25 protein-coding genes, 5 tRNA genes and 1 pseudogene are annotated in these 26,799 nt (G+C 52.4%); 16 read left to right on the top strand and 15 right to left on the bottom strand.

Annotated elements, in window-relative coordinates:
- Nucleotides 1–47 precede the first annotated feature (47 nt).
- The gene (norW, locus tag ACJHYR_RS02770; RefSeq protein ID WP_059327681.1) at nt 48–1,181 is read right to left on the bottom strand and encodes an NADH:flavorubredoxin reductase NorW; all 1,134 of its coding nucleotides are present in this window, start codon (nt 1,179–1,181) and stop codon (nt 48–50) included.
- A complete protein-coding gene (gene norV, locus ACJHYR_RS02765; RefSeq protein WP_000029622.1) occupies nt 1,178–2,617 on the bottom strand; it encodes an anaerobic nitric oxide reductase flavorubredoxin in 1,440 nt (479 codons plus the stop codon). The genes norW and norV overlap by 4 nt, the downstream gene beginning before the upstream one ends.
- 186 nt (nt 2,618–2,803) lie before the next feature.
- Between norV and norR the strand changes: the two genes are divergently transcribed.
- A complete protein-coding gene (gene norR / locus ACJHYR_RS02760) occupies nt 2,804–4,318 on the top strand; it encodes a nitric oxide reductase transcriptional regulator NorR (RefSeq protein ID WP_000010730.1) in 1,515 nt (504 codons plus the stop codon).
- Here the strand turns inward: norR and gutQ are convergent.
- The 7 genes from gutQ to srlA all read right to left on the bottom strand — a co-directional run bounded on the left by gutQ (nt 4,315) and on the right by srlA (nt 9,262).
- A complete protein-coding gene (gene gutQ / locus ACJHYR_RS02755; RefSeq protein WP_072837438.1) occupies nt 4,315–5,280 on the bottom strand; it encodes an arabinose-5-phosphate isomerase GutQ in 966 nt (321 codons plus the stop codon). The genes norR and gutQ overlap by 4 nt on opposite strands.
- Nucleotides 5,273–6,046 carry a glucitol operon DNA-binding transcriptional repressor SrlR gene (gene srlR / locus ACJHYR_RS02750; protein ID WP_000804552.1) on the bottom strand — a complete coding sequence of 258 codons (774 nt, stop codon included), beginning with the start codon at nt 6,044–6,046 and terminating at the stop codon, nt 5,273–5,275. The genes gutQ and srlR overlap by 8 nt, the downstream gene beginning before the upstream one ends.
- Before the next feature lie 66 nt (nt 6,047–6,112).
- Nucleotides 6,113–6,472 carry a transcriptional regulator GutM gene (gene gutM, locus ACJHYR_RS02745; RefSeq protein ID WP_000252917.1) on the bottom strand — a complete coding sequence of 120 codons (360 nt, stop codon included), beginning with the start codon at nt 6,470–6,472 and terminating at the stop codon, nt 6,113–6,115.
- 105 nt (nt 6,473–6,577) lie between these two features.
- Complete coding sequence (gene srlD, locus ACJHYR_RS02740; protein WP_001077342.1) at nt 6,578–7,357, bottom strand: sorbitol-6-phosphate dehydrogenase; 780 nt, start codon at nt 7,355–7,357, stop codon at nt 6,578–6,580.
- Between the two features lie 3 nt (nt 7,358–7,360).
- Nucleotides 7,361–7,732 carry a PTS glucitol/sorbitol transporter subunit IIA gene (gene srlB, locus ACJHYR_RS02735; RefSeq protein ID WP_000216201.1) on the bottom strand — a complete coding sequence of 124 codons (372 nt, stop codon included), beginning with the start codon at nt 7,730–7,732 and terminating at the stop codon, nt 7,361–7,363.
- A 10-nt stretch (nt 7,733–7,742) separates the two neighbouring features.
- Complete coding sequence (gene srlE / locus ACJHYR_RS02730; protein ID WP_000196934.1) at nt 7,743–8,702, bottom strand: PTS glucitol/sorbitol transporter subunit IIB; 960 nt, start codon at nt 8,700–8,702, stop codon at nt 7,743–7,745.
- Nucleotides 8,699–9,262 carry a PTS glucitol/sorbitol transporter subunit IIC gene (gene srlA / locus ACJHYR_RS02725; RefSeq protein ID WP_000573321.1) on the bottom strand — a complete coding sequence of 188 codons (564 nt, stop codon included), beginning with the start codon at nt 9,260–9,262 and terminating at the stop codon, nt 8,699–8,701. The genes srlE and srlA overlap by 4 nt, the downstream gene beginning before the upstream one ends.
- A 255-nt stretch (nt 9,263–9,517) precedes the next feature.
- Between srlA and mltB the strand changes: the two genes are divergently transcribed.
- The 15 genes and pseudogenes from mltB to luxS all read left to right on the top strand — a co-directional run bounded on the left by mltB (nt 9,518) and on the right by luxS (nt 20,876).
- Nucleotides 9,518–10,603, top strand: a complete 1,086-nt coding sequence (mltB, locus tag ACJHYR_RS02720) for a lytic murein transglycosylase B (protein ID WP_000476837.1) — start codon at nt 9,518–9,520, stop codon at nt 10,601–10,603.
- 144 nt (nt 10,604–10,747) lie between these two features.
- Nucleotides 10,748–11,245 carry a nicotinamide-nucleotide amidase gene (gene pncC / locus ACJHYR_RS02715; RefSeq protein WP_000132231.1) on the top strand — a complete coding sequence of 166 codons (498 nt, stop codon included), beginning with the start codon at nt 10,748–10,750 and terminating at the stop codon, nt 11,243–11,245.
- A gap of 79 nt (nt 11,246–11,324) precedes the next feature.
- Nucleotides 11,325–12,386, top strand: coding sequence for a recombinase RecA (gene recA, locus ACJHYR_RS02710; protein WP_000963143.1), 1,062 nt, complete (start codon nt 11,325–11,327; stop codon nt 12,384–12,386).
- 68 nt (nt 12,387–12,454) lie between these two features.
- Entirely contained in the window at nt 12,455–12,955 is a 501-nt protein-coding gene (gene recX, locus ACJHYR_RS02705) for a recombination regulator RecX (protein ID WP_000140506.1), read from the top strand.
- A 127-nt stretch (nt 12,956–13,082) separates the two neighbouring features.
- Nucleotides 13,083–15,713: an alanine--tRNA ligase gene (gene alaS / locus ACJHYR_RS02700; RefSeq protein WP_000047199.1), complete on the top strand. Its 2,631-nt coding sequence runs from the start codon at nt 13,083–13,085 to the stop codon at nt 15,711–15,713.
- A gap of 234 nt (nt 15,714–15,947) precedes the next feature.
- Entirely contained in the window at nt 15,948–16,133 is a 186-nt protein-coding gene (csrA, locus tag ACJHYR_RS02695) for a carbon storage regulator CsrA (protein WP_000906486.1), read from the top strand.
- A gap of 315 nt (nt 16,134–16,448) precedes the next feature.
- Nucleotides 16,449–16,541: transfer RNA gene (locus ACJHYR_RS02690), tRNA-Ser, on the top strand.
- Nucleotides 16,542–16,544: 3 nt separating this feature from the next.
- Nucleotides 16,545–16,621 (top strand) — tRNA-Arg (locus tag ACJHYR_RS02685).
- A gap of 198 nt (nt 16,622–16,819) precedes the next feature.
- Nucleotides 16,820–16,896: transfer RNA gene (locus tag ACJHYR_RS02680), tRNA-Arg, on the top strand.
- Between the two features lie 62 nt (nt 16,897–16,958).
- Nucleotides 16,959–17,035, top strand: a tRNA-Arg gene (locus ACJHYR_RS02675).
- Between the two features lie 198 nt (nt 17,036–17,233).
- Nucleotides 17,234–17,310: transfer RNA gene (locus ACJHYR_RS02670), tRNA-Arg, on the top strand.
- Nucleotides 17,311–17,590: 280 nt separating this feature from the next.
- Nucleotides 17,591–18,157 carry a fructose-1-phosphate/6-phosphogluconate phosphatase gene (gene yqaB, locus ACJHYR_RS02665; RefSeq protein WP_001521122.1) on the top strand — a complete coding sequence of 189 codons (567 nt, stop codon included), beginning with the start codon at nt 17,591–17,593 and terminating at the stop codon, nt 18,155–18,157.
- Nucleotides 18,154–18,582: pseudogene (locus ACJHYR_RS02660) on the top strand (YqaA family protein). The gene yqaB and the pseudogene ACJHYR_RS02660 overlap by 4 nt, the downstream one beginning before the upstream one ends.
- Before the next feature lie 72 nt (nt 18,583–18,654).
- A complete protein-coding gene (gene gshA, locus ACJHYR_RS02655; RefSeq protein ID WP_001521120.1) occupies nt 18,655–20,211 on the top strand; it encodes a glutamate--cysteine ligase in 1,557 nt (518 codons plus the stop codon).
- A gap of 149 nt (nt 20,212–20,360) precedes the next feature.
- Nucleotides 20,361–20,876 carry an S-ribosylhomocysteine lyase gene (gene luxS, locus ACJHYR_RS02650; RefSeq protein ID WP_001130211.1) on the top strand — a complete coding sequence of 172 codons (516 nt, stop codon included), beginning with the start codon at nt 20,361–20,363 and terminating at the stop codon, nt 20,874–20,876.
- Between the two features lie 63 nt (nt 20,877–20,939).
- Here luxS and emrB read toward each other — a convergent pair whose 3' ends face one another.
- The 6 genes from emrB to ACJHYR_RS02620 form a co-directional block, all read right to left on the bottom strand.
- Nucleotides 20,940–22,478 carry a multidrug efflux MFS transporter permease subunit EmrB gene (gene emrB / locus ACJHYR_RS02645; protein WP_001295176.1) on the bottom strand — a complete coding sequence of 513 codons (1,539 nt, stop codon included), beginning with the start codon at nt 22,476–22,478 and terminating at the stop codon, nt 20,940–20,942.
- A 16-nt stretch (nt 22,479–22,494) separates the two neighbouring features.
- Complete coding sequence (emrA, locus tag ACJHYR_RS02640) at nt 22,495–23,667, bottom strand: multidrug efflux MFS transporter periplasmic adaptor subunit EmrA (protein ID WP_001295175.1); 1,173 nt, start codon at nt 23,665–23,667, stop codon at nt 22,495–22,497.
- 126 nt (nt 23,668–23,793) lie between these two features.
- Nucleotides 23,794–24,324 carry a multidrug efflux transporter EmrAB transcriptional repressor EmrR gene (emrR, locus tag ACJHYR_RS02635; protein ID WP_000378442.1) on the bottom strand — a complete coding sequence of 177 codons (531 nt, stop codon included), beginning with the start codon at nt 24,322–24,324 and terminating at the stop codon, nt 23,794–23,796.
- A gap of 90 nt (nt 24,325–24,414) precedes the next feature.
- On the bottom strand, nt 24,415–24,750 hold the full coding sequence (gene ygaH / locus ACJHYR_RS02630; protein ID WP_000119745.1) for an L-valine transporter subunit YgaH: 336 nt from the start codon (nt 24,748–24,750) through the stop codon (nt 24,415–24,417).
- Entirely contained in the window at nt 24,740–25,477 is a 738-nt protein-coding gene (ygaZ, locus tag ACJHYR_RS02625) for an L-valine exporter subunit YgaZ (protein ID WP_000445658.1), read from the bottom strand. The genes ygaH and ygaZ overlap by 11 nt, the downstream gene beginning before the upstream one ends.
- A 123-nt stretch (nt 25,478–25,600) precedes the next feature.
- Complete coding sequence (locus tag ACJHYR_RS02620; RefSeq protein WP_059327684.1) at nt 25,601–26,785, bottom strand: MFS transporter; 1,185 nt, start codon at nt 26,783–26,785, stop codon at nt 25,601–25,603.
- Nucleotides 26,786–26,799 lie beyond the last annotated feature (14 nt).

Raw genomic sequence — 26,799 nt, 5'->3', positions numbered from 1 at the left:
GAGCGCGGACAGTCCCCTCGCCCTTTGGGCGAGGGAGAAAACCATGCCTACATCGGCAACGTTTTCAACAATCCAAACGCCTCTTTCATCCGATCCTCACTGACCACAAAGGCGCGAAGCTGGTCGGCATCATCAACACCGCGCGCCACCATTCCCTGGCGTTCGGTATTAATTTGCCAGCGTAAATCCTGACGCTGGGTTTCGCCTGCCAGATGCAGAGGTAATTCCGGCGTTTTGATTTTCACCAGCATCGCAGGGAGTTTCAGCGGCGTGTTATTGCCGAGAAGATTTTTTGCCAGCACCATCGCGCTAAGTTGAATCGGCTGGAGGAACGGCAATACCTGACCGTTAATTTCCGCGCAATCGCCCAGCGCATAAATATCGGCATTACTGGTTTGCAGATAACTATCGACGCAAACGCCGCGATTAATCGTCAGCCCGGCGCGTCGTGCCAGGGCGGTTTCCGGGCGCAGCCCGGTGGCGGCAATTACCGCATCCACTTCGATGCTGCGCTGGCGGTCCAGCGTTGCCAGAATGCCAGAATCCGTTTTTTCCAGCCCCTGCAACTGAGATTTCAACAGCAGATGAACGCCCATCTCCGTCAACCGATGCTGCAAGCGGCTGCTTACTTCCGGTGGCATTAACGACGCCAGAATACTGGCAGCGTTGTCGATTAGCGTGACCGCTTTGCCTGCACGACAAAAATCCATCGCCAGTTCGCTACCAATCAAGCCACCGCCAACAATCAACACGCGTCGGGCATCCCGCAGTTGCGTTTCACAGGCGCGATACTCTTGCTGACTATTTAACGTCAGCATTAACTCACGCCCAGGCACTGGCGGGACAAAGGCACTGGCACCAGTTGCCAGCACCAGCTTGTCGTATTGCCACTGATTATTCTGGCTTTTCACCACATGGGCTTCGGCATCGATATCCGTCACCCAGGTGTGCGGAAACAGGTGCAGATTAAACTGCTCGGCAAATTCACCCGCCGTCTGGCGGGTAAGGTCATCGGCACGTTGCCCCTGGCTGATAACATGGCTGAGATCCGGTTTGTTGTACTCATCCATGCTGTCGGCGGCAATCAGAGTTAATGGAATACTGGCGTCCTGTTTGCGAATATTTTTCACCAGTTGGCGGGCGGCGAAGCCCGAACCAATGATCACAATGCCGTTGCTCATTTTGCCTCCGATGCCAGTTCGTCAAAGACGTCTTTGCCGAGAGAGCATTCCGGGCACAGGAAGTTATCCGGGACTTCACTCCACGGCGTTCCTGGCGCAACGTCCTGCATTGGCTCGCCTTTTGCCGGATCGTAAATCCACTGGCAGACGCTGCACTGCATCCGTGGGCCGAGGTCAGCCGTCGTGGTGGCAGAGGTTTCTTCTTTAACTACCGTATTCACCGTGCTCTGCGGCAGCGGCGCGAGCGCCCACTGACGGGCGATTTCGCGACCGTGTTCACGGCATAGCTCCAGAGCGTCCTGGTCCGGTCGCCATTTGGCTTTCAGGCTAAGCGACATTTCGAAACCTGCATCCTGCAGGCGTGTGGAAAGACGATCCACCGCACCGCCGCTCCAGCCGTGAGAGCCGAAAGCACTGGCGCGTTTGTTACGGAAGCGTAAACCAGTCATCTCCTCCACCAGCCCGGCGATTTTCGGCATCATCACATTATTCATCGTAGAAGTGCCGACCAGCACGCCTTTTGAGCGGAAGACATTGGTCAGGATTTCGTTTTTATCGCTTCGGGCGACGTTGAAAATTTTCACCGCCACGCGTGGGTCGGTTTCCGCAATACCCTGGGCGATAGCATCGGCCATCATGCGGGTATTATTCGACATGGTGTCGTAGAAAATGGTGATTCTGTCTTCCTGATAATCCGCCGCCCATTTCAGGTACAGCTCGACAATTTGCGTCGGGTTATCGCGCCATACCACGCCGTGAGAGGTCGCTATCATATCGACTGGTAAGTTAAAGCCCAGGATCTCGGTAATTTTCGGCGTTACCAGGCGGCTGAACGGCGTCAGGATATTGGCGTAGTAACGCTGGCACTGCTCGAAAAGCTCCGTCTGATCCACTTCATCGTTGAACAGATGCTCGTCGCAGTAGTGCTGACCGAAAGCATCGTTACTGAATAGCACCGCGTCGCCTGTCAGGTAAGTCATCATGCTGTCCGGCCAGTGCAGCATTGGCGTTTCGACAAAAATGAGCTGTTTGCCGTTGCCGATATCCAGCGTGTCGCCAGTTTTCACCACATTAAAATTCCACTCCGGATGATGGTGATGACCATTTATCGAGTCGATAGCGTTAGCAGTACAGTAGATCGGCGTATCGGGAATTTGCGCCATCAGTTCGGTCAGCGCCCCGGCGTGGTCCTCTTCAGCATGGTTAATCACGATGTAATCGATATCCGCCAGATCGATTTCATTACGCAGGTTCTGCACAAATTCGCGGCTGAATTTATGGTCGACGGTGTCGATCAGCACGTTTTTTTCTTCGCGGATGAGGTAGCTGTTGTAGCTGCTGCCGCGCAGCGTTTTATATTCTGTGCCGTGAAAATCACGCACTTCCCAGTCACGTTGACCAACCCAATGAATGTTATTTTTCACCACAATAGACATAGCAACCTCAATTTATTCAGCGTGTTCTAAAAAGATGTCTTGCTAATTGCAGATTGCGTGCCAGTTTTTTATCTAATTGATTTTTATGTATAAATTAATTCATGCTCATTAATGAGTAGTCAAAATGACTATCAATAAAATGGTCGATATGACAATATCTATAGTCAAATTGACAGTGAGGCAAAGATGAGTTTTTCCGTTGATGTGCTGGCGAATATCGCCATCGAATTGCAGCGTGGGATTGGTCATCAGGATCGTTTTCAGCGCCTGATCACCACGCTGCGTCAGGTGCTGGAGTGCGATGCGTCTGCATTGCTGCGTTACGACTCGCGGCAGTTTATTCCGCTTGCCATCGACGGGCTGGCAAAGGATGTACTCGGTAGACGCTTTGCGCTGGAAGGGCATCCACGGCTGGAAGCGATTGCCCGCGCCGGGGACGTGGTGCGCTTTCCCGCAGACAGCGAATTGCCCGATCCTTATGACGGTTTGATTCCCGGGCAGGAGAGTCTGAAGGTTCACGCCTGCGTTGGTCTGCCATTGTTTGCCGGGCAAAACTTGATCGGCGCATTGACGCTCGACGGGATGCAGCCCGATCAGTTCGATGTTTTCAGCGACGAAGAGTTACGCCTGATTGCCGCGCTGGCGGCGGGAGCGTTAAGCAATGCGTTGCTGATTGAGCAACTGGAAAGCCAGAATATGCTGCCGGGCGATGCCGCGCCGTTTGAAGCGGTGAAACAGACGCAGATGATCGGTCTGTCGCCAGGTATGACGCAATTAAAAAAAGAGATTGAGATTGTGGCGGCGTCCGATCTCAACGTCTTAATCAGCGGTGAGACGGGAACCGGTAAGGAGCTGGTGGCGAAAGCGATTCATGAAGCCTCGCCAAGGGCGGTGAATCCGCTGGTCTATCTCAACTGTGCCGCACTGCCGGAAAGTGTGGCGGAAAGTGAACTGTTCGGGCATGTGAAAGGGGCGTTTACTGGTGCTATCAGTAACCGCAGCGGGAAGTTTGAAATGGCGGATAACGGCACACTGTTTCTCGATGAGATCGGCGAGTTGTCGTTGGCATTGCAGGCCAAGCTGCTGAGGGTGTTGCAGTATGGCGATATTCAGCGCGTTGGCGATGACCGCAGTTTGCGGGTCGATGTGCGCGTGCTGGCGGCGACTAACCGCGATTTACGCGAAGAGGTGCTGGCAGGGCGATTCCGCGCCGATTTGTTTCATCGCCTGAGCGTGTTTCCACTTTCGGTGCCGCCGCTGCGTGAGCGGGGCGATGATGTCATTCTGCTGGCGGGGTATTTCTGCGAGCAGTGTCGTTTGCGGCTGGGGCTCTCCCGCGTGGTATTAAGTGCCGGGGCGCGAAATTTACTGCAACACTACAGTTTTCCGGGAAACGTGCGCGAACTGGAACATGCTATTCATCGGGCGGTAGTACTGTCGAGAGCCACTCGCAGCGGCGATGAAGTGATTCTTGAGGCGCAACATTTTGCTTTTCCTGAGGTGACGTTGCCGCCGCCAGAAGCGGCGGCGGTGCCCGTTGTTAAGCAAAACCTGCGTGAAGCGACAGAAGCGTTCCAGCGTGAAACTATTCGTCAGGCACTGGCACAAAATCATCACAACTGGGCTGCCTGTGCGCGGATGCTGGAAACCGACGTCGCCAACCTGCATCGGCTGGCGAAACGTCTGGGATTGAAGGATTAAATAATCCCGGCCTGATAGAAATCCTGCAAGTTAATTGCGCCGGTGAGTTTGCCGTTTTCATCCACCACCGGTGCGGCAGTGATTTTGCGCTTCATCAGGATCTCTTTGGCGTCGATGGCACGGCTTTGCGCCTGTAATGTGGTGCCGCCTGTCGTCATCGCTTCATTAACTGGCGTGGTGAGTGCGCCGCCGCCAACCAGCCAGCGACGTAAATCGCCGTCGGTAAAGACGCCTTGTACCTGTTGTTGAGCGTCACATGCCACCACCAGCCCCAGACCAGTGCGGCTGAGTTCCAGCATCGCATCCATCACGCTGGCGGTTAACGCTACCTGCGGGATAGCGTCATCACGGCGCATCAGATGATGCACTTTATTCAGCAAGCGAGCACCCAATGCTCCAGCAGGGTGGGAGCGGGCAAAATCTTCTTCATTAAATCCGCGCGCCTGCATGACCGCCATCGCCAGCGCGTCACCCATCATCAGGGTATTCACGGTGCTGGAGGTCGGCGCAAGGTGCATCGGACAGGCTTCGCGTTCTACGGAGATATCCAGCACCGCTTTCGCCGCCAGGCCCAGCGGTGACGTCGGTTTGCCGGTCATCGCCAGCAGTGCGATAGATTTATCTTCCAGACGCGGAATAATCAGATCCAGTTCCTTCGCGCCACCGGAGTAAGAGATAAACAGCATCACATCGCGGCTTTCGATCATCCCCAGATCGCCGTGCAGTGCCTCTGCCGGATGGACAAAAAAAGCCGGTGTGCCGGTACTGGCAAGCGTTGCGGCGATTTTCTTACCAATGTGGCCCGATTTGCCAATTCCCGAAACCACCACTTTGCCTTCGCAGTGCAGGATGATATTGGCGGCGCGAACAAAATCATCGCCCAGACGTTCCGGTAAACGGCTTGCTTCCTGCAACTCCAGCATTAAAGTCTGACGTCCCGCGTTCAGTAGTGCTTCACTCATTGCTCTCTCCGGTTATGATCACATCGATCCCTTTCTTTTCCAGCGCCTGACGAAACGCTGGATCGATACCTGCGTCGGTAATTAGCTTATCGACGCTTTCAAGACTGCAAACTACGTTGGGGCTTTTACGGCCAAACTTTGATGAGTCTGCCATCAAAATCACTTCGCGCGCGGCATTGCACATTGCCTTACTGACGGTATAAACCTCGTTGAACGTGGTTACGCCCGCATTGAGATCGATGCCGTCGGTGCCCATAAACAATTTATCGAAGGTGAAATGCTCGAAGGCATTCTCTGCCAGTTGCCCGTGAAATGAGGCCGATTTTTTACGAAATGTTCCGCCTGGCATCAGGATAGTTTGTTCGTTATCCAGTTCGGATAGCGCATTGACGATATGCAGGCTGTTGGTCATCACTGTGATGTTATTAAAGCGCGAGAGCAGGGGGACCATCTGCAAAACGGTACTGCCAGCATCAAGAATGATCGAATCGCCATCATGGATAAAACTAACGGCAGCTTCTGCAATCAGCTCTTTCTTGTGGGTGTTGATGAGTGTTTTATGATCGATAGGCGGATCGGATTCCTCTTTATTCAACACCACTCCGCCATAAGTACGAATGACGGTTCCGGCATGTTCCAGAATGACCAGATCTTTGCGAATGGTTGTGCCTGTGGTGTCAAAGTATTGCGCCAATTCTTCAACCGAGCATTTACCCTGCTTTTGCAGATACTCCAGAATGGCGGCCTGACGCTGACGAGGTTTCATGGGCGTGATTACCTGATTTAGGTTTCAAAATGATAACTTCGCAAGCAAGTAACATTCACAACGAAATTATCCACGTTTCAGTTTAAGCGCCAATGATAGAGCATTCTGTGATAGTGGATCATGGGGAAAGATCACATCGGGCTGTAAATCACCCGCATACATACCGGTAATTGCGGGAATTTTTTGCGGTCGGGCGAAGACGGTCAGTCCTTTCATAAACAAGGTGTCGACGATGCGTTGCTGATCGTCCAGGGCGATGACGACCACGACCCGCGGTTTAAAGCGCCCGCTGGAACGGCCCACGCCAACCCGCCCTTGCTGGCATAGTGTGTCGAAGGCACGGTTAAAACGAGAAATTTGCCAACCGCCTAAGGCCAGTTGCGCACACCAGGCGATAACGGCGACGGTGATGAGTGCGGATACCATAACTTTTCCTTAATGTAGTGGCGGAAGTCCTGTATGCCTGATGAGCGTAGCGCATCAGGCATTTTATTAGTCTCGCGGAGATCCTTAACGGATCTCCGCTGTTAATCAGAACATCACCTGACCGCCGGTGACATTGATCGACTGTCCGGTGCAGTACGACGCCTTAGGACTGGCGTAGAACAGCAGCATATTCAGCACATCCTGATAATCGCAGCCGCGTTTGAGCGGTACTTTGTCGATGTAATACTGCTCGACTTGATCCGGTTTGATACCCAGCTTGGTCGCATATTGTGGCAATAGCGACTGAAACATCGGCGATTTCAGCAGATTACCGAGCATCAGTGAATGCACCGTAATGCCGTACTCCGCCAGATCCAGCGCCAGTGATTGAGTCAGCCCGACGCCACCAAATTTCGCGGCGCTATAACCAGAGTTGTGTTTGCTGCCCACTTTGCCGGATTTCGAGTTGATCTGAATAATGCGCCCCTGAATCCCGTCGCGGATCATCAAACGCGAAAATTCACGGGCACACAGGAAATAACCCACCAGATTCACTTGTAGCGAACGGTCAAAATCGCCGAGCTGGAAGTCGCTGATAAAGGCTGCTTTTGCAATTCCGGCGCTGTAGACCAGCAAATCCACGCGACCAAAGATTTCATCTACCCCACGAGAGAGCGCCAGAACGCTTTGCTCGCTGGTGGCGTCAGCACCAAAACCATACGCCATACCTTCACCATATTCGGCGTTAATTTCTTGTGCCACATTTGCGGCTTTGTCGCTCTGAATATCGACAACCGCGACGCGATACCCCTCGGCAGCCAGACCGTGGCACAGGAACGCGCCTAAGGTTTGCCCACCACCGATGACAACGGCAACCTGATTCATTTTTTACTCCTTAACAGATTCAAACTTCAAAACCGATCCCGGCGCGATATCGTCGGGTACAGGGCCTGCCACATGGACAGTGCCCGGGAATTCCGCTTCGTTTAAACCATCGAAGCGCAGGGTGACATGACCCAGTTCGCGAAGGTTGTCTTCCGCCACGCTGCCAACGGCGGTCACCGGATAGCGATGCTGCCCGAGTGAAAATTGCAAACCGGGATGGAGTGCACCTTTCAACTCGCCGTGGCAATGAATGAAGCAATACTCTTCGAGATCCGCAGGCGCGCCTTCACGAAAGGTGATGAGCATCTGGTCGCTGAGGGCGTCAGTGGCACTCGCGCCAATACGGGTGATGGTGGTCTGATAAATAACGGTCATGTTTCAGCCTCTATTGATAGATAAAACCGGAGACAAACCAGGCGATCAGTACAGTCGGCGCGCCGGTTAAAAAGCGGCTCACCAGTACAGAAGGGACACCGACGCGAACCGTGTCCTGACGGGCTTCCGCCAGCGACAAACCGACCGGGATGAAGTCGCAGGCCGCCTGCGCGTTGATGGCAAACAGTGCAGGTAAAGCCAGATGCGGCGGAATATTGCCGAGACCAATCTGCACGCCAATCAATACGCCGATAACCTGTGCGATAACTGCGCCTGGGCCGAGGAAAGGTGAAAGCAGCGGGAAGGAGCAGATGAGCGCCAGCATGACCAGCCCCAGAGGATGGCTCGCCAGCGGAGCAAGACCGTGGGCAATCCAGTCGCCAAGACCGGAAGCCATAATGATGCCGATAAGCGCCGAGACGAACGCCATAAACGGCAGAATGGTTTTTAATACAGTGTCGATGGTGTCACGACCAGATTGAAACAACACGGCAACGGCAGAACCCATACCCATTCCCACCTTCGCCAGTAAACCATCGCTTTGTTCGGTGATTTTCTTGCTGGTGTCATAGTCACGGCCCACGGAAGAGGGTTGTGGTGTCGCATCACCCACTACAGTGATGTTTTCTTCTTTTACGCCAGAGACATAAATATCTTCTACAATGTACTGCGCCAGTGGACCGGACTTGCCCGTCGAGTGGATATTAATGGTGGGAATACGCCGTTTCGGATAAATGCCGCAGCGTAATGTGCCGCCACAGTCGATTACCGCGACACCAATTTCCGCCTCCGCGGGTTCACCTTCTTTAAATCCGTCGATAGCTTGCCAGCCAGTAAGCTGTGCCAGTTTGTCAACAATCGCAGGCCGGGTACCGGCGGTGATATAGACGATTTTTTTGCCCGGCGTGGCTTCCAGCTCAAGCGGGCCGCCCCAGCCACCCGTTCCTTTTTCGATCCGAATACGCGTCATGATGTTGCTCCTGCCAGATGAACTTTTTGTTCAAGTTGAATGCCCATCTTTTTCTCAAAAATGGCGGTGGTCAGATCGGTCACCCAGCCGCGGAAGAAGTTGGTGACAAGACCAACCAGCAGATAACTCACCGCCAGTGGGCCAAGTGGCAGGTTCAGTGTTGTCAGACCGCTGGCAATGCCAAGATAAACAAACAGTTCGCCTGGGTTGATATGGGGGAAGAGGCCATTCATTGAGTGGCAGCTATAAGAGGCGGCCGCGTAGTAGCTGGGTTTGTACTTTTCCGGCATAAAGCGACCCAGGCTTAAGGTCATCGGATTGCAAAAGACAAACGTGCCAATGCACGGTAACAGCAGGTAACGGGAAACAGGGTTACCGGCGCAACGTTGAGCAAAACGTTCAATACGATGCTGACCGATAAAATTAATCAGTGCGTTCATGATAACCAGCAGGCTAATCAACAGCGGAAGAATGCCGGTCACCATCCCGGTAAACACCTCTCCGCCCTTTTGGAACAGCCCGATAAACCACTCTGCACCATGAGTAATGGTTTCTATCATTGTTCTCTCCTTCAGGATTTATTGTTTTATTACCAAACGGCAACCTAATCTAATCAGATTGAAAGATTTAAAAGTGTTATTTTGATCGCAAAATGAAAGATAAATATTTTAACTTGAAAGTTTCAATAAAAGGATAGCGAGGAGAATGAGTTGAGTTATGTAAAGTCCGTATCGGGCAGTGACTACCGCTTCCTTGTGCGGGGCGTGATGCTTTACCATACTTGCCCCTGGTTGAATCTGTTAAATGGACCCCTCATGTTCAAGCGTCGTTATGTAACATTGCTTCCCCTTTTTGTGTTGCTTGCCGCCTGTAGCAGCAAGCCAAAACCTACTGAGACTGAAACGACCACCGGAACGCCGTCTGGCGGCTTCCTGCTTGAGCCGCAGCACAATGTGATGCAGATGGGCGGCGATTTCGCTAATAACCCGAATGCCCAGCAGTTCATCGACAAAATGGTGAACAAACACGGTTTCGATCGTCAGCAGTTGCAGGAAATTCTCTCCCAGGCGAAACGTCTGGATTCGGTACTGCGGCTGATGGATAACCAGGCACCAACCACATCGGTGAAACCGCCATCAGGTCCGAACGGCGCATGGCTGCGTTATCGCAAAAAATTTATTACGCCGGACAACGTGCAGAACGGTGTGGTTTTCTGGAATCAGTATGAAGATGCGTTGAATCGCGCGTGGCAGGTGTATGGTGTACCGCCGGAAATTATCGTCGGGATTATCGGCGTTGAAACCCGCTGGGGGCGCGTGATGGGGAAAACCCGTATCCTCGATGCGCTGGCAACGCTGTCATTTAACTACCCACGCCGCGCGGAGTATTTCTCTGGCGAGCTGGAAACTTTCCTGCTGATGGCGCGCGATGAGCAGGACGATCCGCTCAATCTGAAAGGTTCCTTTGCCGGGGCGATGGGCTACGGACAGTTTATGCCGTCGTCTTACAAACAATATGCGGTAGATTTCAGCGGCGACGGGCATATCAACCTGTGGGATCCGGTTGATGCGATCGGTAGCGTGGCGAACTATTTCAAAGCGCACGGCTGGGTGAAAGGTGATCAGGTTGCGGTGATGGCAAACGGTCAGGCTCCAGGCTTGCCAAATGGCTTCAAAACCAGGTACAGCATTTCGCAGCTTGCCGCGGCAGGTTTAACGCCACAGCAGCCGCTGGGCAACCATCAACAAGCCAGCCTGCTGCGTCTGGATGTCGGTACCGGTTACCAGTACTGGTACGGTCTGCCGAACTTCTACACCATCACCCGTTACAACCACAGTACCCATTACGCAATGGCGGTCTGGCAGTTAGGACAAGCCGTGGCGCTGGCGCGCGTGCAGTAACTATTTGCAAGAGGGGAGCGTGAGCTTCCCTCTGGCTAATCAGCTTGTTTCTGAATCCTCCTCGTAAAATTGCAACGCCAACACCATCTTCCTGACGAAAGTGCTATCTTGTCCGGCATAAATTTTTGACTGACAGAGGTTGTGATGACTGACAGTGAACTGATGCAGTTAAGCGAACAGGTTGGGCAGGCGCTGAAAGCCCGTGGCGCAACCGTAACAACTGCTGAGTCTTGTACCGGCGGTTGGGTAGCGAAAGTGATTACCGATATTGCCGGCAGTTCCGCCTGGTTTGAACGCGGATTTGTCACCTACAGTAACGAAGCCAAAGCGCAAATGATCGGCGTACGTGAAGAGACGCTGGCGCAGCATGGCGCGGTGAGCGAGCCTGTCGTGGTGGAAATGGCGATAGGCGCACTGAAAGCGGCTCGTGCTGATTATGCTGTGTCTATTAGTGGTATCGCCGGGCCGGATGGCGGCAGTGAAGAGAAGCCTGTCGGCACCGTCTGGTTTGCTTTTGCCACTGCCCGTGGTGAAGGCATTACCCGGCGGGAATGCTTCAGCGGTGACCGTGATGCGGTACGTCGTCAGGCTACTGCGTATGCATTGCAGACCTTGTGGCAACAATTTCTACAAAACACTTGATACTGTATGAGCATACAGTATAATTGCTTCAACAGAACATATTGACTATCCGGTATTACCCGGCATGACAGGAGTAAAAATGGCTATCGACGAAAACAAACAGAAAGCGTTGGCGGCAGCACTGGGCCAGATTGAGAAACAATTTGGTAAAGGCTCCATCATGCGCCTGGGTGAAGACCGTTCCATGGATGTGGAAACCATCTCTACCGGTTCGCTTTCACTGGATATCGCGCTTGGGGCAGGTGGTCTGCCGATGGGCCGTATCGTCGAAATCTACGGACCGGAATCTTCCGGTAAAACCACGCTGACGTTGCAGGTGATCGCCGCAGCGCAGCGTGAAGGTAAAACCTGTGCGTTTATCGATGCTGAACACGCGCTGGACCCAATCTATGCACGTAAACTGGGCGTCGATATCGACAACCTGCTGTGCTCCCAGCCGGACACTGGCGAGCAGGCACTGGAAATCTGTGACGCCCTGGCGCGTTCTGGCGCAGTAGACGTTATCGTCGTTGACTCCGTGGCGGCACTGACGCCGAAAGCGGAAATCGAAGGCGAAATCGGCGACTCTCACATGGGCCTTGCGGCACGTATGATGAGCCAGGCGATGCGTAAGCTGGCGGGTAACCTGAAGCAGTCCAACACGCTGCTGATCTTCATCAACCAGATCCGTATGAAAATTGGTGTGATGTTCGGTAACCCGGAAACCACTACCGGTGGTAACGCGCTGAAATTCTACGCCTCTGTTCGTCTCGACATCCGTCGTATCGGCGCGGTGAAAGAGGGCGAAAACGTGGTGGGTAGCGAAACCCGTGTGAAAGTGGTGAAGAACAAAATCGCTGCGCCGTTTAAACAGGCTGAATTCCAGATCCTCTACGGCGAAGGTATCAACTTCTATGGCGAACTGGTTGATCTGGGCGTGAAAGAGAAGCTGATCGAGAAAGCAGGTGCGTGGTACAGCTACAAAGGTGAGAAGATCGGTCAGGGTAAAGCGAATGCGACTGCCTGGCTGAAAGATAACCCGGAAACCGCGAAAGAGATCGAGAAGAAAGTACGTGAGTTGCTGCTGAGCAACCCGAACTCAACGCCGGATTTCTCTGTAGATGACAGCGAAGGCGTAGCAGAAACTAACGAAGATTTTTAATCGTCTTGTTTGATACACAAGGGTCGCATCTGCGGCCCTTTTGCTTTTTTAAGTTGTAAGGATATGCCATGACAGAATCAACGTCCCGTCGCCCGGCATATGCTCGCCTGTTGGATCGTGCGGTACGCATTCTGGCGGTGCGCGATCACAGTGAGCAAGAACTGCGACGTAAACTCGCGGCACCGATTATGGGCAAAAATGGCCCGGAAGAGATTGATGCCACGGCAGAAGATTACGAGCGCGTTATTGCCTGGTGCCATGAACATGGCTATCTCGATGACAGCCGATTTGTGGCGCGCTTTATCGCCAGCCGTAGCCGCAAAGGTTATGGACCTGCGCGTATTCGTCAGGAACTGAATCAGAAAGGTATTTCCCGCGAAGCGACAGAAAAAGCGATGCGTGAATGTGACATCGACTGGTGCGCACTGGCGCGCGATCAGGCGACGCGAAAATATGGCGAACCTTTGCCAACTGTCTTTTCAGAAAAAGTTAAGATCCAGCGTTTTCTGCTCTATCGTGGCTATCTGATGGAAGATATCCAGGATATTTGGCGAAATTTTGCCGACTGAACGCATACGGTATTTTACTTCCCAGTCAAGAAAACTTATCTTATTCCCACTTTTCAGTTACCAGCCCGGCGGTTAAGACACGCTGGAGCTGGTGGCGATATTTCGTTAGCTTGATTTCAGGATAATTATGAGCAAGAGCACCGCTGAGATCCGTCAGGCGTTTCTCGACTTTTTCCATAGTAAGGGACATCAGGTAGTTGCCAGCAGCTCCCTGGTACCCCATAACGACCCAACTTTGTTGTTTACCAACGCCGGGATGAACCAGTTCAAGGATGTGTTCCTTGGGCTCGACAAGCGTAATTATTCCCGCGCTACCACTTCCCAACGCTGCGTGCGTGCGGGTGGTAAACACAACGACCTGGAAAACGTCGGTTACACCGCGCGTCACCATACCTTCTTCGAAATGCTGGGCAACTTCAGCTTCGGCGACTATTTCAAACACGATGCCATTCAGTTTGCATGGGAACTGCTGACCAGCGAAAAATGGTTTGCCCTGCCGAAAGAGCGTCTGTGGGTTACCGTCTATGAAAGCGACGACGAAGCCTACGAAATCTGGGAAAAAGAAGTAGGGATCCCGCGCGAACGTATTATTCGCATCGGCGATAACAAAGGTGCGCCATACGCATCTGACAACTTCTGGCAGATGGGTGACACTGGTCCGTGCGGCCCGTGCACCGAAATCTTCTACGATCACGGCGACCACATTTGGGGTGGCCCTCCGGGAAGTCCGGAAGAAGACGGCGATCGCTACATTGAGATCTGGAACATCGTCTTCATGCAGTTCAACCGCCAGGCAGATGGCACGATGGAACCGCTGCCGAAGCCGTCTGTAGATACCGGTATGGGTCTGGAGCGTATTGCTGCGGTGCTGCAACACGTTAACTCTAACTATGACATCGACCTGTTCCGCACGCTGATCCAGGCGGTAGCGAAAGTCACTGGCGCGACCGATCTGAGCAATAAATCGCTGCGCGTAATCGCTGACCACATTCGTTCTTGTGCGTTCCTGATCGCGGATGGCGTAATGCCGTCCAATGAAAACCGTGGTTATGTACTGCGTCGTATCATTCGTCGCGCAGTGCGTCACGGCAATATGCTGGGCGCGAAAGAAACCTTCTTCTACAAACTGGTTGGTCCGCTGATCGACGTAATGGGCTCTGCGGGTGAAGACCTGAAACGCCAGCAGGCGCAGGTTGAGCAGGTGCTGAAGACTGAAGAAGAGCAGTTTGCCCGTACTCTGGAGCGCGGTCTGGCGCTGCTGGATGAAGAGCTGGCAAAACTTTCTGGTGATACGCTGGATGGTGAAACGGCTTTCCGTCTGTACGACACCTATGGCTTCCCGGTTGACCTGACGGCTGATGTTTGTCGTGAGCGCAACATCAAAGTTGACGAAGCTGGTTTCGAAGCAGCAATGGAAGAGCAGCGTCGTCGCGCGCGCGAAGCCAGCGGCTTTGGTGCCGATTACAACGCAATGATCCGTGTTGACAGTGCATCTGAATTTAAAGGCTATGACCATCTGGAACTGAACGGCAAAGTGACCGCGCTGTTTGTTGATGGTAAAGCGGTTGATGCCATCAATGCAGGCCAGGAAGCTGTGGTCGTGCTGGATCAAACGCCATTCTATGCGGAATCCGGCGGTCAGGTTGGTGATAAAGGCGAACTGAAAGGCACTAACTTCTCCTTTGCGGTGGAAGATACGCAGAAATACGGCCAGGCGATTGGTCACATCGGTAAACTTGCTGCGGGTTCTCTGAAAGTGGGCGACGCGGTGCAGGCTGATGTTGATGAAGCTCGTCGCGCCCGTATTCGTCTGAATCACTCCGCAACGCACCTGATGCACGCTGCGCTGCGCCAGGTTCTGGGTACTCATGTATCGCAGAAAGGTTCACTGGTTAACGACAAAGTGCTGCGCTTCGACTTCTCACACAACGAAGCGATGAAACCAGAAGAGATTCGTGCGGTCGAAGACCTGGTGAACGCACAGATTCGCCGTAACTTGCCGATCGAAACCAACATCATGGATCTCGAAGCGGCGAAAGCGAAAGGTGCGATGGCGCTGTTCGGCGAGAAGTATGATGAGCGCGTACGCGTGCTGAGCATGGGCGATTTCTCCACCGAGCTGTGTGGCGGTACTCACGCAAGCCGCACCGGTGATATTGGTCTGTTCCGCATCATCTCTGAATCGGGTACTGCTGCAGGCGTTCGTCGTATCGAAGCGGTAACCGGAGAAGGCGCTATCGCCACCGTTCATGCAGACAGCGATCGCTTAAGCGAAGTCGCGCATCTGCTGAAAGGCGATAGCAATAATCTGGCTGATAAAGTGCGCTCAGTACTGGAACGTACGCGTCAGCTGGAAAAAGAGTTACAACAGCTTAAAGAACAAGCTGCCGCACAGGAGAGCGCAAATCTTTCCAGTAAGGCAATTGATGTTAATGGTGTTAAGCTGTTGGTTAGCGAGCTTAGCGGTGTTGAGCCGAAAATGTTGCGTACCATGGTTGACGATTTAAAAAATCAGCTGGGGTCGACAATTATCGTGCTGGCAACGGTAGTCGAAGGTAAGGTTTCTCTGATTGCAGGCGTATCTAAGGACGTCACAGATCGTGTGAAAGCAGGGGAACTGATTGGTATGGTCGCTCAGCAGGTGGGCGGCAAGGGTGGTGGACGTCCTGACATGGCGCAAGCCGGTGGTACGGATGCTGCGGCCTTACCTGCAGCGTTAGCCAGTGTGAAAGGCTGGGTCAGCGCGAAATTGCAATAATATAAGCGTCAGGCAATGCCGTGGACTCGCTTCACGGCATTCGCATTAACGCTATCGACAACGATAAAGTCAGGTTGAAGTTGTGTATATCGGCTAAACTTAGGTTTAACAGAATGTAATGCCATGACTGCTTACATGTAATGTGTTTGTCATTGCTTACTTTTTGGCGTTATATGATGGATAATGCCGGGATACAGAGAGACCCGACTCTTTTAATCTTTCAAGGAGCAAAGAATGCTGATTCTGACTCGTCGAGTTGGTGAGACCCTCATGATTGGGGATGAGGTCACCGTGACAGTTTTAGGGGTAAAGGGCAACCAGGTACGTATTGGCGTAAATGCCCCGAAGGAAGTTTCTGTTCACCGTGAAGAGATCTACCAGCGTATCCAGGCTGAAAAATCCCAGCAGTCCAGTTACTAATCTTTTCGCGTCTCATCTTTATCGGTGAGACGCACCCTCAAAATTTCTTCTTCACTCCATTGTCTTTTCGCTTTACTCCCGTTCATTCAACTTAAGTCTCCATTTTTTTGCATTACTGCTATCTGACAGACCTCCGTTTTTTTGTTGATAAAACACTCTTTTTGACGTTTTTACAGACTAATTGAGCGTGAAGTGTGCAAACGATAAAAGTGTGGGAAAAATTGTTTGACTTATAAGTCTCAGAAAGTAATATGTGCGCCACGCAGCGACGATGAGCGATAAACAAGTTCTTCGAAGCACTCGTAAGAGGCGTGTGGTGAGGTGGCCGAGAGGCTGAAGGCGCTCCCCTGCTAAGGGAGTATGCGGTCAAAAGCTGCATCCGGGGTTCGAATCCCCGCCTCACCGCCATTTGCATCCGTAGCTCAGCTGGATAGAGTACTCGGCTACGAACCGAGCGGTCGGAGGTTCGAATCCTCCCGGATGCACCATATTCTACGTACTTTCAGCGATGAAGGTATAGAAGAGGTGGCGGTAATAACCGCAGGCACCAGGGAGGATAACGTTGCTTTAGCAACGGCCCGAAGGGCGAGCCGCAAGGCGAGTAATCCTCCCGGATGCACCATCTCTTACTTGATACGGCTTTAGTAGCGGTATCAAAAAATCTGCAGTAAAGTAAGTTTCCCGATGCATCCGTAGCTCAGCTGGATAGAGTACTCGGCTACGAACCGAGCGGTCGGAGGTTCGAATCCTCCCGGATGCACCATCTCTTACTTGATATGGTTTTAGTAGCGATATCAATATCAGCAGTAAAATAAATTTCCCGATGCATCCGTAGCTCAGCTGGATAGAGTACTCGGCTACGAACCGAGCGGTCGGAGGTTCGAATCCTCCCGGATGCACCATATTCTCCGAAATCTTCAGCAATGAAGATATCGAAGAGGTAGCGGAATTAACCGCAGGCACCAGGAAGGATAACGTTGCTTTAGCAACGGCCCGAAGGGCGAGCCGCAAGGCGAGTAATCCTCCCGGATGCACCATCTCTTACTTGATATGGCTTTAGTAGCGATATCAATATCAGCAGTAAAATAAGTTTTCCCGATGCATCCGTAGCTCAGCTGGATAGAGTACTCGGCTACGAACCGAGCGGTCGGAGGTTCGAATCCTCCCGGATGCACCATATTCTCCGTAATCTTCAGCAATGAAGGTATCGAAGAGGTAGCGGTATTAACCGCAGGCACCAGGGAGGATAACGTTGCGCCAGCAACGGCCCGAAGGGCGAACGCCAGTGAGTCATCCTCCCGGATGCACCATCATCTCCAAAAAATTTCCTTCAAAAATATCTCATTTCTAAATAACTACTTTATCCATTTCCTGAATTTTCTTCTCCTTCGCCATCAGCGACAAAATCAAGCAATTACGCTAAAGTAGCGTCATATTTTTCGACTTGCGAGAAGACCATGTACGAGCGTTATGCAGGTTTAATTTTTGATATGGATGGCACCATCCTGGATACCGAGCCTACGCACCGTAAAGCGTGGCGCGAAGTATTAGGGCACTACGGTCTTCAGTACGATGTTCAGGCGATGATTGCGCTTAATGGCTCGCCCACCTGGCGTATTGCTCAGGCGATTATTGAGCTGAATCAGGCCGATCTCGACCCGCATGCGTTAGCGCGTGAAAAAACAGAAGCAGTAAGAAGTATGCTGCTGGATAGTGTCGAGCCGCTTCCTCTTGTTGAAGTGGTGAAAAGCTGGCATGGTCGTCGCCCAATGGCTGTAGGAACGGGGAGTGAAAGCGCCATCGCTGAGGCATTGCTGGCGCACCTGGGATTACGCCGTTATTTTGACGCCGTCGTCGCTGCTGATCACGTCAAACACCATAAACCCGCGCCAGACACATTTTTGTTGTGCGCGCAGCGTATGGGCGTGCAACCGACACAGTGTGTGGTCTTTGAAGATGCCGATTTCGGTATTCTGGCGGCCCGTGCAGCAGGCATGGACGCTGTGGATGTTCGCTTGCTGTGAGTGAAGCGTTATCGCTTTTCTCGTTGTTTGCCAGTAGTTTTCTCAGCGCTACACTATTACCCGGCAACTCCGAAGTCGTGCTGGTGGCAATGTTGCTTTCCGGGATCAGTCATCCCTGGGTTTTAGTTTTAACAGCAACAATGGGTAATAGCCTTGGAGGGTTAACTAACGTTATCCTTGGGCGTTTCTTTCCATTGCGTAAAACATCGCGCTGGTAAGAGAAAGCTACCGGCTGGCTGAAACGCTATGGTGCAGTCACGCTATTATTAAGCTGGATGCCCGTGGTTGGCGATTTACTGTGTCTGTTAGCGGGATGGATGCGCATCTCCTGGGGGCCGGTAATCTTTTTTTTGTGCCTTGGTAAAGCGTTACGCTATGTTGCAGTTGCAGCAGCGACCGTTCAGGGCATGATGTGGTGGCACTAATTGTAGGCCTGCACATATGGTCACCATTACAGTTATGCTAATTAAAACGATTTTGACAGGCGGGAGGTCAATTTGATCCCGGACGTATCACAGGCGCTGGCCTGGCTGGAAAAACATCCTCAGGCGTTAAAGGGGATACAGCGTGGGCTGGAGCGCGAAACTTTGCGTGTTAATGCTGATGGCAGACTGGCAACAACAGGTCATCCTGAAGCATTAGGTTCCGCACTGACGCACAAATGGATTACTACCGATTTTGCGGAAGCATTACTGGAATTCATTACACCAGTGGATGGTGATATTGAACATATGCTGACCTTTATGCGCGATCTGCATCGTTATACGGCGCGCAATATGGGCGATGAGCGGATGTGGCCGTTAAGTATGCCATGCTACATCGCAGAAGGTCAGGACATCGAACTGGCACAGTACGGCACTTCTAACACCGGACGCTTTAAAACGCTGTACCGTGAAGGGCTGAAAAATCGCTACGGCGCGCTGATGCAAACCATTTCCGGCGTGCACTACAATTTCTCTTTGCCAATGGCATTCTGGCAAGCGAAGTGTGGTGATATCGCGGGCGCTGATGCCAAAGAGAAAATTTCTGCGGGCTATTTCCGCGTTATCCGCAATTACTATCGTTTCGGTTGGGTCATTCCTTATCTGTTTGGCGCGTCTCCGGCGATTTGTTCTTCTTTCCTGCAAGGAAAACCAACGTCGCTGCCGTTTGAGAAAACCGAGTGCGGTATGTATTACCTGCCGTATGCGACCTCTCTTCGTTTGAGCGATCTTGGCTATACCAACAAATCGCAAAGCAATCTTGGTATTACCTTCAACGATCTTTACGAGTACGTAGCGGGCCTTAAACAGGCAATCAAAACGCCATCGGAAGAGTACGCGAAGATTGGTATTGAGAAAGACGGTAAGCGGCTGCAAATCAACAGCAATGTGCTGCAGATTGAAAACGAACTGTACGCGCCGATTCGTCCAAAACGCGTTACCCGCAGTGGTGAGTCGCCTTCTGATGCGCTGTTACGTGGCGGCATTGAATATATTGAAGTGCGTTCGCTGGACATCAACCCATTCTCGCCGATTGGTGTAGATGAACAGCAGGTGCGATTCCTCGACCTGTTTATGGTCTGGTGTGCGCTGGCTGATGCACCGGAAATGAGCAGTCGCGAACTTGCCTGTACACGCGTTAACTGGAACCGGGTGATCCTCGAAGGTCGCAAACCGGGCCTGACGCTGGGTATCGGCTGCGAAACCGCGCAGTTCCCGTTACCGCAGGTGGGTAAAGATCTGTTCCGCGATCTGAAACGCGTTGCGCAAACGCTGGATAGCATTAACGGCGGCGAAGCGTATCAGAAAGTGTGTGATGAACTGGTCGCCTGCTTCGATAATCCCGATCTGACTTTCTCTGCCCGTATCTTAAGGTCTATGATTGATACTGGTATTGGCGGAACAGGCAAAGCGTTTGCTGAAGCGTACCGTAATCTGCTGCGTGAAGAGCCGTTGGAAATTCTGCGCGAAGAGGATTTTGTAGCCGAGCGCGAGGCGTCTGAACGCCGTCAGCAGGAAATGGAAGCCGCTGATACCGAACCGTTTGCGGTGTGGCTGGAAAAACACGCCTGACAGAAAAGAAAAAGGCCACTCGTGAGTGGCCAAAATTTCATCTCTGAATTCAGGGATGATGATAACAAATGCGCGTCTTTCATATACTCAGACTCGCCTGGGAAGAAAGAGTTCAGAAAATTTTTAAAAAAATTACCGGAGGTGGCTAAATGCCGTTGTTAGATAGCTTCACAGTCGATCATACCCGGATGGAAGCGCCTGCAGTTCGGGTGGCGAAAACAATGAACACCCCGCATGGCGACGCAATCACCGTGTTCGATCTGCGCTTCTGCGTGCCGAACAAAGAAGTGATGCCAGAAAGAGGGATCCATACCCTGGAGCACCTGTTTGCTGGTTTTATGCGTAACCATCTTAACGGTAATGGTGTAGAGATTATCGATATCTCGCCAATGGGCTGCCGCACCGGTTTTTATATGAGTCTGATTGGTACGCCAGATGAGCAGCGTGTCGCTGATGCCTGGAAAGCGGCAATGGAAGACGTGCTGAAAGTGCAGGATCAGAATCAGATCCCGGAACTGAACGTCTACCAGTGTGGCACTTACCAGATGCACTCGTTGCAGGAAGCACAGGATATTGCGCGTAGCATTCTGGAACGTGACGTACGCATCAACAGCAACGAAGAACTGGCGCTGCCGAAAGAGAAGTTGCAGGAACTGCACATCTAGTCAGTAAACTATCTTCACAATTAATTGAAAAAAGCCAGTTCAAATGAACTGGCTTAGTTGTACTTAGTGCGCACCACCTCCGCCGCCACCTGCGCCAAATGGCGGTTTAGCAAACCACACCAGCCCCAGCAAGACGAGGAATATCCCGGCTGACATCCAGAAGATCTCATTGGCGGAAATAATCAGCCCCTGATTGGTGATCTGCTGGGCAATCCAGCCTGATGCCTGCTGTTGCGTCATCCCAAGCCCTTCCAGTTGACTGTACATCGCCTGGGCATTCGGGTTGAACGGGTTTACCGACTCAGTCAACTGCGCATGGTGCATCGACTCGCGGTTGGTCCACATGGTTGTGGTTATCGACGTGCCGATAGACCCCGCCAGCGTTCGCGTAAAGTTGGAGAGGCTCGATGCTGCCGCCAGTCGTTCCGGTGGCAAACCAGACAGCGTAATGGTGGTCAGCGGCATAAAGAAGCAGGCCACCGCAAAACCCTGGATAAACTGCGGCCAGGCCGACGCGCCAAAATCCATACCTGGTTCAAAGGTATAGGCACGCCAGTAGAAGCAGACGGCATACATAATAAAGCTGAAGGTTACCAGCCGCCGCATATCCAGTTTATGCGCGAAGCGGCCGATAATCGGCGACAGGATCACCGGAATAATTCCTACCGGCGCAGAGGCTAGACCTGCCCACGTTGCCGTGTAACCGTAGACCTCCTGCAACAACTGCGGCAGCAGAACAATCGCGCCGAAGTAGAGCATATACGCGAGGCTGATACACAAGCAGCCGATGGTGAAGTTGCGCGACTTAAACAACGACAGATCGACTATCGGGTTATCGTCGGTCAGCTCCCAGACAATCAGGAAGCAGATAGCCACCACTGCCACCACGGTAAGGATGATAATTTCCTGTGATGAGAACCAGTCCAGCTCTTTACCGCGGTCGAGCATAATCTGCAGGCTGCCTATACCAATAACCAGCAGTGCCAGCCCCACGGCATCAATCCGCCGCCGTTCGGTGCGGGTTTCGCGTCCGCGCAGGGTTTGCAGTGTCATCAACACCACCGCCACGCCAATTGGCACGTTGATGAAGAATATCCAGCCCCAGTGGTAATTATCGCTGATATAACCGCCGAGGATCGGGCCGCAAATTGGCGCGACAATCACCGTCATTGACCACAACGCCAGCGCGATCGAGCGTTTGGCTGGCGGGTAGTTATTCAGCAATAGACTTTGCGAAAGCGGGATCAACGGTCCGGCGACAATCCCCTGAATCACGCGGAAGAAGATCAGCATATTCAGGCTGCTGGAGACACCACACGCCCACGACGCAATAGCAAAGGCGATGGTTGACCAGAGGAACAGTTTCACTTCCCCGACGCGCTTTGCCAGCCAGCCGGTAAGCGGGATCGAGATGGCATTCGCTACCCCGAAGGAAGTGATTACCCACGTTCCCTGGCTGAGCGATGAGCCCAGATTCCCGGCGATAGTGGGGATCGCCACGTTAGCAATGGTGGAGTCCAGCACCTGCATGAATGTCGCCAGTGACAGCGCAATCGTCATAATGACCAGTTGCGCGCCTTCCAGCGGTTTTTGCTGTTGCATCACACGCACCTCTGGATTAGCCAGCGTTAGCTTTTACGATATCGTCGATCAGTTTATTGACAGGTGCCAGGCTGATTTCACGCGCGGTGCTTACCGCTACCGGTGTGGAACGTACTTTATTTGCTAGTACCTGACCGTCACGGTTAGTGGTATTGACGCTCACCAGCGTGGACAAACCGATACGCAGCGGGTATTGCTCGAGCTGTTTCTGGTCCAGTTCAATACGAACAGGCAGACGCTGAACGACTTTGATCCAGTTACCAGTCGCATTTTGCGCCGGAAGCAGTGAGAACGCGCTACCTGTCCCCATATCCAGACCAACCACTTTACCGGTGTATTTCACATCATCGCCGTAAATATCGGTGGTGATGGTGACCGGCTGACCGATGCGCATATTGGCAATCTGCGTCTCTTTAAAGTTGGCATCCACCCACATATTGGTGGCTGGAACGACCGCCATCAGCGGCGTCGTTGGGCTAATTTGTGCCCCAGGCTGTACCGCGCGGCGGGAGACATAACCGGTCATCGGACTGACAATACGAGTACGCTCCAGCGCCAGCCAGGCGTTACGTACTTCGGTGGCAGCCTGTTGCACGGCAGGCTGATCTTCCAGTTTAGTCCCCAGAATCATCGCCTGATTGGCATTGTATTGTTGAATCGCGACGTCCAGTTGTGCCTGGGCACTGGTAACGGCGTCGCGGGCGTGTTGCAGCTCTTCGCGACCAATCAGGTTGGCATTGCCCAGCGGCACACGGCGGTTGTAGTCGCTTTGTGCTTTCGCGAGTGCGATTTTTTGCACCTCAATATTCGCCTGCAACTGTTTGCTGTTAATCATCAGCTGGTGGGTTTGGCGAACGCTGGAAGCCAGTGCAGTTTTGGCTTTTTCAAACGCCTGGCGAGCATCTGTCGGGTCGAGGGTGACCAGCACATCGCCTTCTTTTACAAAGTCGGTGTTATCGGCCCAGACTTTCGTCACGCTGCCAGACACCTGAGACATAATTTGAATCTGATTCCCTGCCACGTATGCGTCATCGGTTTCTTCGAAATGACGCAGTACCAAAAACCAATAAATCCCTATCGCTACGGCAATAATTATAAAGAGCAAGGTGAGAAGGAGGAGCAGACGCTTACGTTTGCCGCTCTTCTTTACCGGTTGCTGCGGGGTTTGAGTCTCCGCATTTGCGCTCATATTGTTCTCCACGATCTTCTTAACTCATCGGCTGAGCCGACCTGCTTGCCAAAAAGGCCAGCATGTTGCGATGCTGGCCAGTCATTTTTTCTTTTATAAATCTGGATTTTTGAGCGAGATGACGCGTTAGCTCATCGCTTCGAGAACCACACCGTCTTGTTCCATCTGGTCGAGACGGGAGAGCAATTTGCGGGTGATTTGCTCGAGCTGATCTTTTTCTGTTGTGCTGAGCGCGGACCAGAGTTGATGCAGGCAGTTATGCTGCGGTGGTAAAACCTCGCGCAAAAACTCGTGACCTTTTTCCGTTAATTGCAGATGCAGGCAGCGGCGATCGTTATCGCTTTCACGACGTTCGATCCAACCGCGTTTTTCCAGTTCATCGGCAATACGCGTCGCGTTGGTACGGGATGATCCAAGAGCACAACTCAATTCAGAAGGCTGAATACTGTGGTTTTCCTGAGACTCCAGCGTAATCAACGCCATAAACAACGTCTCGTTAATCCCCTGAGCCTTCAGCATTTTATTGCGGTTCTCCAGCAGCTTGCTTTGCATGTGCATGCAAAGACGAGTCAGAAGGATCTCCTGATAAGGAAAATCTTCGTGGCGGCTGGCGCGAAATTTTAGCATTTGTTCAATGGGCGTAAACGAACTATCCATTTGGGTATGACCTCATTAATTTCAGCCGATATAGTAACGACAGTGACAAATAAAGTAAATGTATTGTTTTAGAAAAATGATTCTTGTGGGTTATATAATCGCCATCACTTTCCAGGCGAGCCCGTAGGCCAGCGCACTAAGCAGTGTTGGGATGATAATGCTGCGTGTTTTATAGAAACTGGCACCCAGTACCGCGAAGCCGACCAGCGTGGGCACGAAACGGCGTGTATCGTGCATCACTTCTGGTGCGGTAGAGACAACCAGCAGAGCGCATATCGAGGCGATGCCAATGGTGTCGAGCAATATGCCTATCGCGCCACGTTTGGTTGGGCGGGCATTACCCACACGCAGGCGCAGCGGCAAATAGCGGAAGCAATAATTCGCCGCGCCAACCAGTAACCCAAGCAGCAGAACCTCATAGCTCATCGGGCGCTCCTTGCCAGAATGCCTGGATTAACGCAGTGAGGCAGCCACAGACAATGCCTGCCAGAATGGCGACGGGAATAGAAAATAGCGTTACGCCTGCAAGGGCACCAACTAACGCTGCGGTAACGCAAAGAGATTGTTTGCGCTGGAAAGAGGCGAGCAGGAAACTCATAAAGAGTGCCGGAAGCATAAAACCTAATGCTGCTTCAACGGCGGGATATCCTTGCAGCAAGCCGCTGCCGGAGAATGCCCCTATTACCGTACCAAATACCCACGATGACCATGAACTGAAGGCAATGCCGATCATCCAGTTCTCGCTCCAGCGGCGATTATTGCGTACCAGTTTTGCGGTTGCGGCGGCAAAAACCTCATCCGTCAGGCCAAATGCCCACAGGGCGGTTTTCGATTTTTGCAGACGCTGAATAATACGGCTACGCAGTGACGGGCCATACAAAACATGGCGAACATCCATTGCCATGACGGTCAGTGCAGCAACCCACAAACTACTCCCGGCTGCCAGCATCGCGGTAATGACGAACTGGCTCGCGCCTGCATAAATGATGCAGGAGAAAAAAACGCTTTCGAGAGGAGAGAATCCCAGACGGGTCGCATTCAGACCGAACGCAAAGGCCACCGGAATATAACTAATAACAATCGGTAAACTGTCTTTGCATCCTTCCATGAAGGTCGCCGAACCAGGAGCAGGCTGTGGAGTAGGGCTTTCCATAGAGTGTACGCTTAACGATTGTTAATATTATAAATAGACTGAATGAATATCTTAACCTTATCAGACTGATGGGCTTCTTAACACCCTTATAAGTGTAAAGCCACGAAAACGGTTGCTGATTGCTTAATTTGCGGCTTCCTGACGATGAAAACCTCGCCACCAGACCAGTAAGTTAACCAGGGCAATCGTCGCGCCAGCCAGACAAACGCCAGCCCAACCGCCATGTTGCCAGGCTGAGGCTGAAATTAGCGAACCGGCGGCACCGCCAATAAAGTAGCTGGTCATGTAACCTGCGGTCAGGCGATTACGCGCATCAGGATGTATTCGATAAATTACCGTCTGGTTAGTGATATGCACGCCCTGCACGGTGAGATCCAGCACCAGGATGCCGATAATCAAGGCCAGTACGGAAGTGTGGCCAAACCAGATCGCCAGCCATGAAAGTAATAGCAGCAGCAGACCGAAAGTAGTGGTGTGGTGCGATTTACCCTTATCGGCAAAACCGCCCGCCGGACGAGCACCCAACGCTCCGGCAGCTCCCGCAAGTCCAAACAGACCAATTACACCATCGCTGTAGTTAAAAGGTGGAGCGGCAAGCAAAAAGGCCATTGAGGTCCAGAGAATGCTGAAGTTGGCAAAGGTCAGGCAGCCCAGCAACGCGCGGGTGCGCAGAATTTTATCGCTGATAAACATGCTGAAAACGGAACCAAGCAACTGTGGGTAGTTGAGGTGGGTTTCTGATTTCATTTGTGGCAGACCACGCCATAATGCCAGCGCCATCAGTGCCATTAACACCGAGGCAACCCAAAAGACGGTGCGCCAGCCGCCGAGGTTTGCCAGCAACCCGGCAACGGTTCGTGCCAGCAAGATCCCCAACAGCAGCCCGCTCATAATGGTGCCGACCACTTTGCCGCGTTTGTCTGGTGAAGCCAGCGTCGCTGCCAGCGGAACCAGAATTTGTGCCACGACTGAGAATAAACCGGTTAATGCCGTACCGAGGATCATCATCGCCAGTGACTGACTGCTGGCGGTAATCAACATACCGCCCGCTGCCAGTAAGGTCATCGAGACAATCAGGCGGCGGCGTTCAAACATATCACCGAGGGGAACAATAAACAGCAGACCTGCGGCATAGCCCAACTGCGCGGCGGTAACAATAAAGCCCGCCGAACTGGCGGAAAGGGAAAAGTTACGCGCGATGGTGTCGAGTAATGGCTGGGCGTAATAGTTACTGGCTACCGCCAGACCGGTGGCGATAGACATCAGCACGATCAGCGCCGGGCTAAGCTCATGGTTTGTTTTAGTCATTATTTTTGTTCATC

Origin of the sequence: Escherichia sp. WS1450 (assembly GCF_046487395.1) — a bacterium.
Taxonomy (GTDB): Bacteria; Pseudomonadota; Gammaproteobacteria; order Enterobacterales; family Enterobacteriaceae; genus Escherichia; species Escherichia coli.
Note: the sequence above shows the minus strand (reverse complement) of the source record. Positions and strands in the feature narration are given on the sequence as shown.

Bases quoted from the DNA above. Each gene is read 5' to 3' on its own strand.
- norW (WP_059327681.1), bottom strand. From the start codon at position 1,181: ATGAGCAACGGCATTGTGATCATTGGTTCGGGCTTCGCCGCCCGCCAA.
- norV (WP_000029622.1), bottom strand. From the start codon at position 2,617: ATGTCTATTGTGGTGAAAAATAACATTCATTGGGTTGGTCAACGTGAC.
- norR (WP_000010730.1), top strand. From the start codon at position 2,804: ATGAGTTTTTCCGTTGATGTGCTGGCGAATATCGCCATCGAATTGCAG.
- gutQ (WP_072837438.1), bottom strand. From the start codon at position 5,280: ATGAGTGAAGCACTACTGAACGCGGGACGTCAGACTTTAATGCTGGAG.
- srlR (WP_000804552.1), bottom strand. From the start codon at position 6,046: ATGAAACCTCGTCAGCGTCAGGCCGCCATTCTGGAGTATCTGCAAAAG.
- gutM (WP_000252917.1), bottom strand. From the start codon at position 6,472: ATGGTATCCGCACTCATCACCGTCGCCGTTATCGCCTGGTGTGCGCAA.
- srlD (WP_001077342.1), bottom strand. From the start codon at position 7,357: ATGAATCAGGTTGCCGTTGTCATCGGTGGTGGGCAAACCTTAGGCGCG.
- srlB (WP_000216201.1), bottom strand. From the start codon at position 7,732: ATGACCGTTATTTATCAGACCACCATCACCCGTATTGGCGCGAGTGCC.
- srlE (WP_000196934.1), bottom strand. From the start codon at position 8,702: ATGACGCGTATTCGGATCGAAAAAGGAACGGGTGGCTGGGGCGGCCCG.
- srlA (WP_000573321.1), bottom strand. From the start codon at position 9,262: ATGATAGAAACCATTACTCATGGTGCAGAGTGGTTTATCGGGCTGTTC.
- mltB (WP_000476837.1), top strand. From the start codon at position 9,518: ATGTTCAAGCGTCGTTATGTAACATTGCTTCCCCTTTTTGTGTTGCTT.
- pncC (WP_000132231.1), top strand. From the start codon at position 10,748: ATGACTGACAGTGAACTGATGCAGTTAAGCGAACAGGTTGGGCAGGCG.
- recA (WP_000963143.1), top strand. From the start codon at position 11,325: ATGGCTATCGACGAAAACAAACAGAAAGCGTTGGCGGCAGCACTGGGC.
- recX (WP_000140506.1), top strand. From the start codon at position 12,455: ATGACAGAATCAACGTCCCGTCGCCCGGCATATGCTCGCCTGTTGGAT.
- alaS (WP_000047199.1), top strand. From the start codon at position 13,083: ATGAGCAAGAGCACCGCTGAGATCCGTCAGGCGTTTCTCGACTTTTTC.
- csrA (WP_000906486.1), top strand. From the start codon at position 15,948: ATGCTGATTCTGACTCGTCGAGTTGGTGAGACCCTCATGATTGGGGAT.
- yqaB (WP_001521122.1), top strand. From the start codon at position 17,591: ATGTACGAGCGTTATGCAGGTTTAATTTTTGATATGGATGGCACCATC.
- luxS (WP_001130211.1), top strand. From the start codon at position 20,361: ATGCCGTTGTTAGATAGCTTCACAGTCGATCATACCCGGATGGAAGCG.
- emrB (WP_001295176.1), bottom strand. From the start codon at position 22,478: ATGCAACAGCAAAAACCGCTGGAAGGCGCGCAACTGGTCATTATGACG.
- emrA (WP_001295175.1), bottom strand. From the start codon at position 23,667: ATGAGCGCAAATGCGGAGACTCAAACCCCGCAGCAACCGGTAAAGAAG.
- emrR (WP_000378442.1), bottom strand. From the start codon at position 24,324: ATGGATAGTTCGTTTACGCCCATTGAACAAATGCTAAAATTTCGCGCC.
- ygaH (WP_000119745.1), bottom strand. From the start codon at position 24,750: ATGAGCTATGAGGTTCTGCTGCTTGGGTTACTGGTTGGCGCGGCGAAT.
- ygaZ (WP_000445658.1), bottom strand. From the start codon at position 25,477: ATGGAAAGCCCTACTCCACAGCCTGCTCCTGGTTCGGCGACCTTCATG.
- ACJHYR_RS02620 (WP_059327684.1), bottom strand. From the start codon at position 26,785: ATGACTAAAACAAACCATGAGCTTAGCCCGGCGCTGATCGTGCTGATG.